Here is a 13,066-nt window from a genome sequence, read left to right as displayed (position 1 = left end):
GCGCGCATGAACGACCTCAAGGTGGGCATCCGCTCGATGACGCAGGCGGTCGAGACGCTGTCGGGCGGCCAGCGCCAGTGCGTGGCGGTGGCGCGGGCGGCGGCCTTCGCGAGCCACGTCGTGATCCTCGACGAGCCGACCGCGGCGCTCGGGGTCAAGGAAGGCAACATGGTGCTCGAGCTGATCCGGCGGGTGCGCGACAAGGGCCTGCCGGTGGTGCTGATCAGCCACAACATGCCGCACGTGTTCGAGATCGCCGACCGCATCCACGTGGCCCGCCTGGGCAAGCGCGGCGCGGTGCTGAACCCGAAGAAGATCAGCATGAGCGACACGGTCGCGGTCATGACCGGGGCCTTGCCGCCCGAGCAGTTGCCCGCCGAATGCCTGGCGTGAAGGATCGCCCATGCTGAAGAACATAGATCCTCTCCTCAGCCCCGATCTTCTCAAGGTGCTTGCCGAGATGGGCCACGGCGACGAGATCGTGCTGGCCGACGCCAACTTCACGGCCGAGTCGCTGGGCCGCGGCAAGCCGATCGTGCGACTGCCCGGCGTGGGCATGCGCGAGGCCTGCGCGGCGGTGCTTTCGGTACTGCCGCTGGACGCGGCGGTCGCGCAGCCGGTCGCGTACATGCAGGTCAGCGGCAAGCCCGAGGACTATCGCAGCGCGTTGCAGCGCGACGTGATCGCCCGGATGCAGGCCAGCGGCGATGCGGGCGGCGCGCAATGCGAGGCCATCGAACGATTTGCCTTCTACGAGCGCGTCTCGCGCGCCTACGCCATCGTGCAAACCGGGGAAATGCAACCGTTCGCCAACTTCCTGTTCAAGAAAGGCGTGATCGCTCACGACCTGCTGCCATGAGCACGGCAGACGCAGAATCCGCTGCCAAGCTGCGGCCGCGGGGCTCCAACAACCTGGGCACGCGCCAGTTCAACGAGCGCGTGGTGCTGCAAGCCATCCGCTTGCACGGCGCGCTGCCGAAGGCCGAGATCGCACGGCTGACCAACCTGACCGCTCAGACGGTGCAGCTGATCATCGCGAGACTCGAGGCCGACGGGCTGGTGCTCAAGCACGCACCCTTGCGTGGGAAGATCGGCCAGCCCTCGGTACCGATGGCGCTGAACCCCGACGGCGCCTATTCGATCGGCATCAAGATCGGACGACGCAGCCTCGATGTGCTGCTGGTCGACTTCGCCGCGCAGGTCCGCGAACGCCTCGTGCTCGACTATCAGTTCCCCGATCCCGACAGCTTGTTCGATGAGATCCGAACCCGCGTCCAGGCGCTGCGAAAGACGCTCGGGCCCAAGCGCGCGCAACTGCTGCACGGCGTCGGCGTCGCCGCCCCCTTGTCGCTCGGCGGCTGGCAATCGCTGCTCGGCGTGGCGCCGGAGCAGGCCGGCAAGTGGAACGCGATCGACATCCGCGCGCAGGTGACGGCAATGACCAAGCTGCCCGTCGAATTGGTCAAGGACACGGCGGCGGCCTGCGTGGCCGAACTGGTGTCCGGGCGCGGACGCAGCATCCGCAGCTTTCTCTACATCTACGTCGACACATTCGTCGGCGGCGGGCTGGTCATCGACAGTCGCCTGCGCAGCGGAGGTTCCGGCAACGCGGGTGCTGTCGGGTCGATGCCGCTCGGCCCGGGCGACGCCAGCGGCGGCCCGCCGCGCCAGTTGCTCAACGTGGCGTCGCTGTTCACATTGGAGTCGATGTACGCGCAGGCCGGACTCGATGCCGGCGCGTTGGCGGACGCGCGCGCGGTTGCTTCGCCCTGGCTGTCCGTGACGCAGGCGTGGCTGCAGCAGGCGACCCCGGCGCTCGCGATGGCGATCAATGGCGCTGCCGCGCTGCTAGACCTCGAGGGGGTGGTCATCGACGGATCGTTCAGCAGGGAGATGCTCGCGGCCTTGCAGGCGGAGCTCGGCGTCGCACTCGATCGCTGCAACTGGGAGGGCGTCTCCCGCCCCGAGGTCCTGGCCGGGACGATGGGCGCCGATGCGGGCGCGATCGGCGGCGCACTGCTGCCGCTCTACGCCAACTTCGCCCCCGATCGCAACCTGTTCCTCAAACTCGACCGTTGATGCAGCCTCGCTGAGTCGACCTGAAATCCACTTCCCTTCGGAGATTCCATGACCACCGACCGCAATGCGCAGCTTGCGCAGCACTTCCCCGTGCTCGAAGACATCCCGGCAGAACATCGGCTGGCCGAACAGGTGCACCAGCGCCACGCCCTGGTCGCCGGTCGACTGATCGAATGGAACGGCCCGAGCAAGACCGTGCTGTCGCCGGTGTGCACGCGCGACGCCAGCACCGGCGAAGTGCGCCAGGTCGAGATCGGCAGCTACCCGGTGATGGGCGAGGCCGAGAGCGATGCCGCGCTCGACGCCGCGGTGGCCGCCTATGCGAACGGCCGCGGCGAATGGCCGACCATGGGGGTGGCCGACCGCATCGCCTGCATGCAGGAGTTCGTCCGTGGCATGGCGCAGCAGCGCGAATTGATCGTGAAACTGATCATGTGGGAGATCGGCAAGAGCCTGGCCGATTCGCGCAAGGAGTTCGATCGCACCGTCGAGTACATCCAGGCCACCATCGAGGCGCTGAAGGACCTGGACAACGCCAGCTCGCGCTTCGTCGTCGCCGAGGGAACCATCGGACAGATTCGGCGCACGCCGCTGGGCGTGGCGCTGTGCATGGGCCCGTACAACTACCCGTTGAACGAGACCTTCGCGACCCTGATCCCGGCGCTGCTGATGGGAAATACCGTGGTGTTCAAGCCGCCGCAATACGGCACGCTGCTGTTCCAGCCGCTGCTCGAGGCGTTCCGCTCGGCCTTCCCCGCGGGCGTGATCAACACCATCTACGCGCCCGGCGCGGTCGTGGTGCCGCGCCTGCTGGCCTCCGGCAAGGTCAACGTGCTGGCGCTCATCGGCTCGAGCAAGGTGGCCGATCACCTGAAGAAGCAGCATCCGAAGTCGCACCGCCTGCGGGCGATCCTCGGGCTCGACGCCAAGAACGCCGCGATCATCCTGCCCGACGCCGATATCGAACTCACGGTCAAGGAGTGCCTGCTCGGCGCGCTGTCGTTCAACGGCCAGCGCTGCACGGCGCTCAAGATGCTGATCGTCCACCGTTCGATCGCCGACCGCTTCCTGCAGCGCTTTACCGAGGAGCTCGCCAAGCTGAAGATCGGAATGCCGTGGGAGGCGGGAGTCAGCATCACGCCGCTGCCGGGCCTGCATCGCACGGCCTACATGACCGAGGCACTGGAAGACGCAAAGGCGAAGGGCGCGCGGATCGTCAACGAAGGCGGCGGCGAGTTCTGCCAGACGCTGTTCCAACCCGCCGTGGTGTATCCGGTGAGCGAAGGCATGAAGCTCTACCGCGAGGAGCAGTTCGGCCCGCTGGTGCCGGTGATGCCCTTCGACGACATCGAGACCGCGCTCGACTACGTCATCACCTCGGACCATGGCCAGCAGGTCAGCATCTTCGGCTCGGATGCCGGCCAGATCGGTGCGCTGGTCGACCCGCTGGTCAACCAGGTCTGCCGCGTCAACATCAACTGCCAGTGCCAACGCGGCCCAGACGTCTTTCCCTTCGCCGGCCGCAAGGATTCGGCCGAGGGCACGCTGTCGGTGGCCGATGCGCTGCGGGCCTTCTCGATCCGCTCGATGGTGGCCGCGAAGCAGACCGAGCCGAGCAAGCGGCTGCTCAACGCCATCGTCGAGGACCACAAGTCCAGCTTCATCAACACCGGCTTCATTCTTTGAGGGAGCGAACCATGCATCGCCACCGCCACGCCAAGATCGTCGCCACCCTCGGGCCGGCCAGCTCCGACGCGGAGACCATCCGGGCGCTCTTCGAGGCCGGTGCGGACGTGTTCCGCTTCAACTTCAGCCACGGCAGCCATGAGCAGCACCGCGCGCGCTACGACATCGTCCGGCGCATCGAGCAGGACACGGGGCGGCCCATCGCCATCCTGCTCGACTTGCAGGGGCCCAAGCTGCGCGTCGGCACTTTCGCCGCCGGCCCGGTGAAGCTCGCCGCCGGCGGCGCCTTCCGGCTCGATCTCGACCGCACGCCGGGCGATGCCACGCGCGCGCCCTTGCCGCATCCCGAAATCTTCGCAGCACTCAAGCCCGGCACCGATCTGCTGCTCGACGACGGCAAGATCCGCCTGCGCGTCGAGGCCTGCGGCGCCGACTTCGCCGACACCCGGGTTGTCGCGGGCGGCACCCTGTCGGAACGCAAGGGCGTCAATGTGCCCGAAGTCCTGTTGCCGATCTCGGCCTTGACCGACAAGGACTGCAGCGACCTCGACTTCGGCCTGCAGCTCGGGGTCGATTGGGTCGCGCTGTCTTTCGTGCAGCGGCCCGAGGACATGCAGGAGCTGCGCGAGATCGTGCGGGGGCGCGCGGGGGTGCTCGCCAAGCTGGAGAAGCCCGCGGCGATCGAGCGGCTCGACGCCATCGTCGCGCTGTCCGATGCGGTGATGGTCGCGCGCGGCGACCTCGGCGTGGAGATGCCGGCCGAGCAGGTGCCGCGCATCCAGAAGCGCATCGTCCGGTCCTGCCGTGATGCTGGCAAGCCGGTGATCGTCGCCACGCAGATGCTCGAGTCGATGATCAGCGCACCGGTGCCCACGCGCGCCGAGGCCTCCGATGTCGCGACCGCGATCTACGACGGCGCGGACGCGGTGATGCTGTCGGCCGAATCGGCCTCGGGCCAGTATCCGCGAGAGGCGGTCGCGATGATGGACCGCATCATTGCCGAGGTCGAGCGTGATCCGCACTACCGCACGGTGATCGATGCATCGCATAGCGCACCCGCGTCGACCGTCGCCGATGCGATCTGCGCGTCCTTGCGGCAGACGGCGAGCCTGGTGCCGGTGGCGGCGATGGTCACCTACACCCGCTCCGGCTCTACCAGCCTGCGCGCGGCGCGCGAGCGCCCCGTGGTGCCGGTGCTCAGCATCACGCCCGAAATGCCGGTCGCGCGGCGGCTGGCGCTGGTCTGGGGCGTGCACTCGGTGCATGTGGCGCACGACGTCAGCGATGTAGCGGGGATGGTGGAGACCGCCTGCGCCGTGGCGCGCAAGGAGGGCTATGCGAAGCCGGGCGATTTCGTCGTCATCGCGGCCGGCATGCCCTTCGGCAAGGCCGGCACCACCAATCTGCTGCACATCACCCGAACCTAGGAAACCGACATGCCTCTTCATCCAGTGCTTGCTGCGGTCACCGACCGCATCCGCGACCGCAGCGCGAATCCGCGCGCGGCTTACCTTGCCCGGCTCGAAAATGCCCGCGCCAAGGGCCCGGTCCGACAGGCCCTCGGCTGCACGAACCTGGCCCACGGCTTCGCAGCGGCGCCGGCCGGCGACAAGATCATGCTGCGCGAGCTGCGCCAACCCAACATCGCGATCGTCTCGTCCTACAACGACATGCTGTCGGCGCACCAGCCCTTCGAGCGTTTCCCGGCCCTCATCAAGCAGGCGGTGCGCGCGGTGGGAGCCACCGCGCAATTCGCCGGCGGCGTGCCGGCGATGTGCGACGGCGTCACGCAGGGCGAGCCCGGCATGGAGCTGTCGCTCTTCAGCCGTGACGTGATCGCGATGGCCACCGCGGTGGCGCTCTCGCACAACATGTTCGATGCCGCGCTGTGCCTGGGCATCTGCGACAAGATCGTCCCCGGCCTCTTGATCGGCGCGCTGCAATTCGGCCATCTGCCGACCCTCTTCGTGCCCGGCGGGCCGATGCCTTCGGGTCTCTCGAACGACGAGAAGGCGCGCGTGCGGCAGCGCTACGCCAAGGGGGAGGTCGGCCGCGACGCCTTGCTCGAATCCGAAGAGAAGTCCTACCACGCCGCCGGCACTTGCACCTTCTACGGCACGGCCAACAGCAACCAGATGCTGATGGAAGTGATGGGCCTGCACCTGCCGGGCGCGGCTTTCGTCAATCCGGGCACGCCGCTGCGCGACGCGCTGACCGCGGCGGCGGCGCAACGGGCGGTCGAGATCACGGCCGAGGGCGCCGAGTACACGCCGGTCGGCCGGGTGGTCGACGAGCGCGCGATCGCCAACGCCATCGTCGGCCTGCTGGCCACGGGCGGCTCGACCAATCACACGATCCATCTGGTGGCGATCGCGCGCGCCGCCGGCATCCTCATCAACTGGGACGACTTCCGCGACCTGTCCGAGGCGGTGCCGCTGCTTGCCCGCGTCTATCCGAACGGCAAGGCCGACGTCAACCAGTTCCACGCCGCCGGCGGCATGGGCTACGTGATCGGCGAACTGCTGGATGCCGGACTGCTGCACGGCGACACCTTGACGGTGGCCGGGCCCGGCCTTGCCCGCTACCGCCAGCAGCCGGTCCTGGACGCCGCCGGCCGGCTGGCCTGGCGCGAGACGCCGCGCGCCAGCGCCGATGCCGCCATCCTGGCGCCGGCATCGGCACCCTTCAGCCTCGACGGCGGGCTGAAGCTGCTCACCGGCAACCTCGGCCGCGCCGTCATCAAGACCTCGGCAGTCAAGCTCGAGCATCGCGTGGTGCAGGCGCCGGCGATCGTGTTCGACACCCAGGAGGCGGTGATCGCCGCCTTCGATCGCGGCGAGCTTCAGCGCGACTTCGTCGCCGTGGTGCGCTTTCAGGGGCCGCGCGCCAATGGCATGCCCGAACTGCACAAGCTCACGCCCATCCTGGGCGTGCTGCAGGACCAGGGCTTCCATGTCGCGCTGGTCACCGACGGGCGCATGTCCGGCGCTTCGGGCAAGGTGCCGGCGGCGATCCATGTCACGCCCGAGTGCCTGGCGGGCGGGCCGCTCGCGCGGGTGCGCGACGGCGACCCGATCGTGCTGGACGGCGAGCGCGGCGTGCTCCAGGTCCGCGTCGCCGCTGCCGAGTGGCAGTCGCGCCAGCCGGCGGTCGCCGATCTCGCCGAGTCCCGCCACGGCATGGGCCGCGAGCTGTTCGCGGTGTTCCGCGCCAACGCCCTGGGTGCCGAGGAGGGCGCCATCACCTTCCACGCGGCCGAGCCCGGCACGTCGGCCGCCGCGGCGCACGTCGCGCCCGTTCACGACCACTTTGCATTTGCACAAGGAGCCGCGGAATGAACATCCTGAGCATCATGCGCAGCGGGCCGGTGATCCCGGTCATCGTCATCGATCGGCTGGAGGATGCGGTGCCCTTGGCACGCGCGCTGGTGACCGGCGGCGTCCGGGTCCTCGAGCTGACCTTGCGCACGCCGGTGGCGCTAAAGGCGATCGAAGCCATCGCCAACGAGGTCGAAGGCGCGATCATCGGCGTCGGCACGATCACGCGGCCGGAGGACTTCGACGCGTCGGTCAAGGCCGGCGCCTTGTTCGGCGTCAGTCCCGGCCTGACGCCGGAGCTGGTTGCGGCGTCCAGGGACAGTTCGCTGCCCTTGCTGCCCGGCGTGATGACGCCATCGGACGTGATCGCCGCGCGCGCGGCGGGCTTCACCGAACTCAAGCTCTTCCCGGCGCAGCAGGCTGGCGGCGTGGGCATGCTCAAGGCCCTGGGCGGCCCCTTTCCCGAGCTGAGCTTTTGCCCGACCGGCGGTATCGGTGCGGCCACGGCGCCGGATTTCCTGGCCCTGCCCAACGTCGTCTGCGTCGGTGGCTCCTGGCTGACGCCGGGCGACGTGGTCGCCGCTCGCGACTGGGGCCGGATCACCGCGCTGGCACAGGACGCCGCGCGTCTCGGCCAGACCGCCTGAACCCCGACCGACGACTTCGCGCGCCTCCTTGCGACGCAACCTCAGGACTCTTCCATGCCTCAAGTCAATTCATTCGACCTGCTGCTGTTCGGCGGCACCGGCGACCTTGCCATGCGCAAGCTGCTGCCGGCCCTGTACTTCCGCCATCGCGATGGCGACCTGCCGCCGCATGGCCGGATCCTGGGCCTGGCGCGGGAACAGCTCGGGCGCTCGGACTTCATCGCGAAGGTGAGGGCGAGCTTTGCCAGCTTCGTGCCCGCCGCGGACATGGACGAAGCGACCTTTGCAACCTTCACCGAACGCCTCGACTACGCCAAGGTCGAGGCGAACACGCCCGAGGATTTCAATGCGCTGGCGGAGTTGATGAAGGAATCGCCGGCCGAGGTCCGGGTCTTCTTCCTGTCTACCGCGCCGGACTTCTTCGCACCGATCTGCAAGAACCTGGCGGCGGCCGGGTTGGTCAATGCGAACTCCCGCGTCGTGCTGGAGAAGCCCCTCGGGCGGGACCTGGCCTCGGCGCAGAAGATCAACGAGGATGTGGGCAGCGTGTTCGCCGAGCCGCAGATCTTTCGCATCGATCACTACCTGGGCAAGGAGCCGGTCCAGAACCTGCTCGCGCTGCGCTTCGCCAATGCGCTGCTGGAGCCACTGTGGAACCGGACCTGGGTTCGCAACGTGCAGATCACGATCGCCGAGCAGGTCGGGGTCGAGACCCGAGGCGAGTTCTACGACCGCACCGGCGCGCTGCGCGACATGGTGCAGAACCACCTGCTGCAACTGCTGTGCATCGTCGCGATGGAGCCGCCGACCTCCATCCATCCGGATGCGGTGCGCGACGAGAAACTCAAGGTGCTGCGGGCGCTGACGCCCTTCACGCAGGCCGACGTCGGCGCGCGCACCGTGCGCGGGCAGTACCGCGCCGGCACCGTCAACGGCCAGCCCGTGCCGGGCTACCTGGAGGAAGCCGGCATTCCGCCCGACACGTCCACCGAGACCTACGTGGCGATCCGCGCTGAGCTCGAGAGCTGGCGCTGGTCGGGCGTGCCTTTCTACCTGCGGACCGGCAAGCGCATGGCCGAGCGCTCGGCCGAGATCGTGGTCAACTTCCGCTCGGTGCCGCATTCGATCTTTCCGTCCAACGGCGCTGAATCGGCGGGCAATCGCCTGGTCATCCAGTTGCAGCCGGAAGAGAGCCTCAAGCTGTTCATGATGGCCAAGGTGCCCGGCGACACCATGAACCTCAGGCCGGTCGGCCTGAACCTGGACTTCGCCGAGCAGTTCAAGCAGCGTCCGATGGAAGCCTACGAGCGCCTGCTGCTGGACGCGATCCGGGGCAACCTGACGCTGTTCATGCGCCGCGACGAACTCGATGCCGCCTGGCGCTGGTGCGAGCCGATCCTGAACGCCTGGCGCAGCTCGGGCGAGGCACCCCGGCCCTACAGCGCTGGATCGTGGGGACCCGCCGCCTCCAGCGCGCTGGTCGGACGCGACGGCGCTTCGTGGCGGGAGGAGTCGTAGTGCGTCTTCAGTCGGAGACCCGCCCTGAGTCAGGGGACATCCGTGACCCATGGGGATGCCAAATGTCCAAACAGCCTCGCTAATCGACAAGACTTCCATCCGCGTCCGAACGACGATACACCGTCTTCTCTTCAGATTCGAAGGACGCGCATGAGCTTCAATGAAGCTTCGCAGAGAGCATCCGAGCCGATTCGCGTTCTGCGGGCAAGCGCTGTGCGGACCCTCGCATCGATGCTGATCCTTGCGGCCGGAATTCCGGCTGCGCACGCTGACGATCCGACGATCGACGAGTCCGCTGCGAGCTGGCGCTCGCTGACGACCCGGGCCCAAGTGGAAGAGGCCTGGTCCCTGTCACGCTCGGATCCTGCTGCGCGATTCTGGCTGCTCAGCTTCAACCCATTGAAGTATTTTCATTCAACCGTCTCCCGTGGCGAGGTGCGCTGCCAGGTCTTGCAGCCGTCGGCCGCCACAGACATCGCGAGCCTCTCGTCAGAGAGTTACGGCGGCCGCGCCTACGGGCGGCCACTCCGGACCCCGAGCGGTCTCGTCGACGATCACATCTGCACTGAGGAACCATGACATCTTCCATTTCCGTCCGCGACAATCCTTCCAGGCATCGTTTCGAAGCCGAGTCCCTGGGCGAAGTTGCGGTGGCCGTCTACGCGTTGACGGACAAGGTCATCACTTTCCTCCATACCATCGTCCCCGATGCGCTTCGCGGCCAGGGCATCGCGACGCAGCTGGTGCTGGCTGGCTTGGCTTCCGCGCGCGAGCGCGGTCTGCGGGTCATTCCGCAGTGCCCCGTCTTTGCCGCCTACATGCGGAGCCATCCCGAGACCCACGACCTGCTGGCCGATGAGGGCCGTGCCCTGCTCGGCGTTTGAAGGGAGCCGTCCATGGCCGCGGAGGATCGTCACCCCGAATTGCGGACTGCGACGCTGGACGAGATCATCGGTCGCGAGCCGCGGCGGCCGGACACCGTCACCGCAGTGATCCAGCAGACCGTCAAGCCGGAGGCCATCGAGCGATACGAGCAATGGCTGAGAAAGGTGATGCCGATCGCGGCCCGATTCCCTGGGCATCGCGGCGTCAATGTCATCCATCCGCCAGCAGGCACTCTGCAATACACCATCACCATCCGTTTCGATTCGCTGGCGCATGCGCAAGACTGGTTCGGGTCCGAAGCGCGCCGGCAGCTGATCGACGAGGTTGCCGAATTTCTGGACGCCGACGAAAACGTGGAAACGCGCAGTGGCCTGGAGTTCTGGTTCAGGCCGACGGCGGGCCAGAGGCCGGCCAAGCGTTACAAGCAATTCCTGTTGACCCTGTCGGTGATCTATCCGTTGACCATGCTGGTGCCGGCCGTGTTGCGCAACCTGTTCGACCGCGTGCTTCCGACACCGAACTATTTCACCGAGCACTTCATCGCATCGGCCGCAATCGTTGCCTTGATGGTGTACGTCATCATGCCGCGGTACACGCGGCTGATGTCCCGATGGCTCTACAAATAGTGCGCCTTGACCCTCAGCGGCCAACGACGACCGGTCCTGCGGCTTCGCCCTCGCGCGTGCTGTGTTGAAGAACGACGGCGCAGGCGGCCAGCACCGGCGGAATCACGAAGCACCAGATGTTCATCAATGTGAAGCTGAGCGCAGCAGCCGCACAGCCTGCCGCGAAGACCGCGACGCTGCTCGACATGCGCCGCAGGCGGGCGCGTGCGGTCAGGGCGTCTTCCGGTGGCAGGCCTCGAAGCAGATCGGCGAGGTCGATCATGACCTGCGTGGTCGTGCCGGTCATGAGCGTGGTCGGCGGAGCGCTCGCCAGATGAATGCGGTGTGCGGCGTTCTGGATGGCCATCGCCGACACCAGCGTCATCCCCGTCAACATCGCGACCCCGCTGTCGCCGTCGCTGAAAGGACCGAAACGGACGGCGAGGGCGGCGCCCGCGGCGAGCAGAAGCGTCTTGAGGACCAGCATCGTTCGCAACACCGGCAGGCCGAAGCCGGGCAGGGCGTAGCCTAGCCATCGCGTCAGCATGACGACGGCGCAGAACACCGGCAATGCGAGGAGCTTGGTCAATGCCCCCGAGGTGCCGTGCACCAGCGCCGCGCCGAAGGTCACGAAGTTTCCGGTGACATGGGCGGTGAACAGGCCTTGGAGCGCCAGGAAGCCGGCGGTATCCACGAAGCCCCCGTTGAGGCTCATGAGCAAAGGAAGGGACGGTTTCATGGGAAGGCCTCGTGGGTGGGGGAGCGCTCTTGTGCGCAAGGCGCCATGGTGCGCCTTCGGCGCGGGCGCCGTCTTGTCGGATTGACTGCCGCTTTGAACATGGGGGCGCTGGCCCTGGTCCGCTTCTCGTGCCTGACGGGCGAGCGAGGCTCCGCCGACGCGGAGCGATGGCATGAACGCGAAAGTCACTGGTACATTTTGTGCTGATCCCTGGACTCCCGGCGCCGGGCGGCCAATACGGCCCTCTGTCTTCCACTCTTGCTCTGTCAGGCCATGCACGCTGAAACCCGCTCTTTCGAGACGAGAGGACGCTCTCCCCAGGCACCCAAACCCTCATCGTCGGGGCCCGATCTTTCGGTCGGTCCGAAGGACACGCTGGGTTGCACATCCACGCAACTCCGCAAGGACCAGGAACTCTCGGCCGGCGGCGTCAGGGTCTACCGCAAGACGACCGAAGGCACGCGGCTCGACTACGTGGAAACACCGGCCACCGGACGTGGCGTGCTCGTCGGAATTTCGCTGCGCGACGGCCACCGGAGGCGGATTCTTCATGAGCACCATGCGTCATTCCATGAGTTCGACAGAGGCGCCATCTACATCCGTGACTTCTGCGATCGCTATCGCGCCGACATGAAGTCCTCCTTCGACTTCGTGCTGCTCGAGATCTCGCATGCCGCGATCGAGCGCGCGATCGAGGACAGGGACGGCGCCCGTGTCAGCGGGCTTGAATGCGTCACCGGTGTCAAGGACGAGGTGCTCGGTAATCTCGCCTTGGCACTGACGCCGGCGCTCGACCGGCCTGCCGAGGCCAGCATGCTGTTCGTCGACCAGATGAGCGTAGCGATGGGAACCTACCTCCTCGAGAAGTACGGTGGCGCGCCCATGGCGGACGCGAGGAGGAGTCGGCTCCTTTCGCGTTCGCAGGAGGCGCGGGCGAAGGAGATGCTGCGAAGCAAGTTCGACGGCAGCATTTCGATCACCGAGATCGCGGGCGCCTGCAACCTTTCGCGCAGCTACTTCATCCACGCCTTCCGAGAGACCACGGGCCAGACCCCACATCAGTGGCTGATCGCCCAACGGCTGGAGCGTGCACGCGCGCTCCTCATGGACTTCGAGTACCCGCTCGCTGACATCGCCGCAGCGTGCGGCTTTGCCGACCAGAGTCACTTCACGCGCGTCTTCGCCCGTAGCATGGGCACGCCACCTGGCAGTTGGCGCCGGGGAGTGAGGGTCGGCAGCTGAGCCGGGGCGCTCGCCAGCGGGTGGTCATGGCACGGCATGGCGGCGGGTCGGCCGTGCCACGTCGATCGGCGCCGCGCATAAATGTTCAATTCGCACGGCAATCGTGCAATACCTGCGCTGCGCTTCCCTTCACAGTTCGGCACAGCTCGATCGCAGCCCATGCAACCGACTCAACCAAGCACCGCGCAGCAGCGCACTCTCAGAAAGACCATCAGCCCATGAGCACGATCAAGACCAAGGACGGCGTCGAGATTTTCTACAAGGATTGGGGCCCCAAGGACGGCCAGCCGATCATGTTTCATCACGGTTGGCCGCTTTCCAGCGACGACTGGGACACGCAGATGCTGT

The 13,066-nt window shown here is 67.3% G+C and carries 14 protein-coding genes; 13 read left to right on the top strand and 1 reads right to left on the bottom strand.

Annotated features, from left to right (window positions below):
• From AC1DF3_RS35495 to AC1DF3_RS35445, 11 genes are all read left to right on the top strand, one after another.
• A partial coding sequence (locus tag AC1DF3_RS35495; protein ID WP_478139585.1) for an ATP-binding cassette domain-containing protein occupies positions 1–393 on the top strand: 393 nt, incomplete at its 5' end.
• Positions 394–403: 10 nt separating this feature from the next.
• Positions 404–859: an RbsD/FucU family protein gene (locus tag AC1DF3_RS35490; protein WP_286537434.1), complete on the top strand. Its 456-nt coding sequence runs from the start codon at positions 404–406 to the stop codon at positions 857–859.
• Entirely contained in the window at positions 856–2,079 is a 1,224-nt protein-coding gene (locus tag AC1DF3_RS35485; protein ID WP_478142580.1) for an ROK family transcriptional regulator, read from the top strand. The genes AC1DF3_RS35490 and AC1DF3_RS35485 overlap by 4 nt, the downstream gene beginning before the upstream one ends.
• Before the next feature lie 48 nt (positions 2,080–2,127).
• The gene (locus AC1DF3_RS35480; protein WP_478142579.1) at positions 2,128–3,765 is read left to right on the top strand and encodes an NADP-dependent glyceraldehyde-3-phosphate dehydrogenase; all 1,638 of its coding nucleotides are present in this window, start codon (positions 2,128–2,130) and stop codon (positions 3,763–3,765) included.
• A gap of 11 nt (positions 3,766–3,776) precedes the next feature.
• On the top strand, positions 3,777–5,192 hold the full coding sequence (gene pyk, locus AC1DF3_RS35475; protein ID WP_478142578.1) for a pyruvate kinase: 1,416 nt from the start codon (positions 3,777–3,779) through the stop codon (positions 5,190–5,192).
• Between the two features lie 9 nt (positions 5,193–5,201).
• A complete protein-coding gene (gene edd, locus AC1DF3_RS35470; RefSeq protein WP_286537430.1) occupies positions 5,202–7,103 on the top strand; it encodes a phosphogluconate dehydratase in 1,902 nt (633 codons plus the stop codon).
• Positions 7,100–7,729, top strand: coding sequence for a bifunctional 4-hydroxy-2-oxoglutarate aldolase/2-dehydro-3-deoxy-phosphogluconate aldolase (gene eda, locus AC1DF3_RS35465; RefSeq protein ID WP_478142577.1), 630 nt, complete (start codon positions 7,100–7,102; stop codon positions 7,727–7,729). Before edd ends, eda begins: the two co-directional genes overlap by 4 nt.
• A 54-nt stretch (positions 7,730–7,783) precedes the next feature.
• Positions 7,784–9,247 (top strand): glucose-6-phosphate dehydrogenase, encoded by a 1,464-nt coding sequence (gene zwf, locus AC1DF3_RS35460; protein WP_286537427.1) that lies wholly within the window; start codon positions 7,784–7,786, stop codon positions 9,245–9,247.
• A 150-nt stretch (positions 9,248–9,397) separates the two neighbouring features.
• A complete protein-coding gene (locus AC1DF3_RS35455; protein ID WP_286537425.1) occupies positions 9,398–9,826 on the top strand; it encodes a hypothetical protein in 429 nt (142 codons plus the stop codon).
• Entirely contained in the window at positions 9,823–10,131 is a 309-nt protein-coding gene (locus AC1DF3_RS35450; RefSeq protein WP_286537423.1) for a GNAT family N-acetyltransferase, read from the top strand. Before AC1DF3_RS35455 ends, AC1DF3_RS35450 begins: the two co-directional genes overlap by 4 nt.
• Positions 10,132–10,143: 12 nt before the next feature.
• Positions 10,144–10,758 (top strand): antibiotic biosynthesis monooxygenase, encoded by a 615-nt coding sequence (locus AC1DF3_RS35445; protein WP_478142576.1) that lies wholly within the window; start codon positions 10,144–10,146, stop codon positions 10,756–10,758.
• Positions 10,759–10,771: 13 nt separating this feature from the next.
• On the opposite strand, the gene AC1DF3_RS35440 is transcribed toward AC1DF3_RS35445, so the two are convergent.
• A complete protein-coding gene (locus tag AC1DF3_RS35440) occupies positions 10,772–11,476 on the bottom strand; it encodes a YoaK family protein (protein WP_478142582.1) in 705 nt (234 codons plus the stop codon).
• Positions 11,477–11,749: 273 nt separating this feature from the next.
• On the opposite strand from AC1DF3_RS35440, the gene AC1DF3_RS35435 reads away from it, so the two are divergent.
• Together AC1DF3_RS35435 and AC1DF3_RS35430 are read left to right on the top strand one after the other, a co-directional pair.
• Entirely contained in the window at positions 11,750–12,718 is a 969-nt protein-coding gene (locus AC1DF3_RS35435; RefSeq protein ID WP_286537421.1) for a helix-turn-helix domain-containing protein, read from the top strand.
• Between the two features lie 218 nt (positions 12,719–12,936).
• A partial coding sequence (locus AC1DF3_RS35430) for an alpha/beta fold hydrolase (RefSeq protein ID WP_478142581.1) occupies positions 12,937–13,066 on the top strand: 130 nt, incomplete at its 3' end.

It is taken from the genome of Variovorax sp. 10N432, assembly GCF_056394465.1.
The sequence above is the reverse complement of the archived record's forward strand: the minus strand, read 5'-3'. Positions and strand labels throughout refer to the sequence as shown.

Excerpts from the sequence above, each read along its gene's own strand:
- AC1DF3_RS35490 (WP_286537434.1), top strand. The coding sequence starts at position 404 with ATGCTGAAGAACATAGATCCTCTCCTCAGCCCCGATCTTCTCAAGGTG.
- AC1DF3_RS35485 (WP_478142580.1), top strand. The coding sequence starts at position 856 with ATGAGCACGGCAGACGCAGAATCCGCTGCCAAGCTGCGGCCGCGGGGC.
- AC1DF3_RS35480 (WP_478142579.1), top strand. The coding sequence starts at position 2,128 with ATGACCACCGACCGCAATGCGCAGCTTGCGCAGCACTTCCCCGTGCTC.
- pyk (WP_478142578.1), top strand. The coding sequence starts at position 3,777 with ATGCATCGCCACCGCCACGCCAAGATCGTCGCCACCCTCGGGCCGGCC.
- edd (WP_286537430.1), top strand. The coding sequence starts at position 5,202 with ATGCCTCTTCATCCAGTGCTTGCTGCGGTCACCGACCGCATCCGCGAC.
- eda (WP_478142577.1), top strand. The coding sequence starts at position 7,100 with ATGAACATCCTGAGCATCATGCGCAGCGGGCCGGTGATCCCGGTCATC.
- zwf (WP_286537427.1), top strand. The coding sequence starts at position 7,784 with ATGCCTCAAGTCAATTCATTCGACCTGCTGCTGTTCGGCGGCACCGGC.
- AC1DF3_RS35455 (WP_286537425.1), top strand. The coding sequence starts at position 9,398 with ATGAGCTTCAATGAAGCTTCGCAGAGAGCATCCGAGCCGATTCGCGTT.
- AC1DF3_RS35450 (WP_286537423.1), top strand. The coding sequence starts at position 9,823 with ATGACATCTTCCATTTCCGTCCGCGACAATCCTTCCAGGCATCGTTTC.
- AC1DF3_RS35445 (WP_478142576.1), top strand. The coding sequence starts at position 10,144 with ATGGCCGCGGAGGATCGTCACCCCGAATTGCGGACTGCGACGCTGGAC.
- AC1DF3_RS35440 (WP_478142582.1), bottom strand. The coding sequence starts at position 11,476 with ATGAAACCGTCCCTTCCTTTGCTCATGAGCCTCAACGGGGGCTTCGTG.
- AC1DF3_RS35435 (WP_286537421.1), top strand. The coding sequence starts at position 11,750 with ATGCACGCTGAAACCCGCTCTTTCGAGACGAGAGGACGCTCTCCCCAG.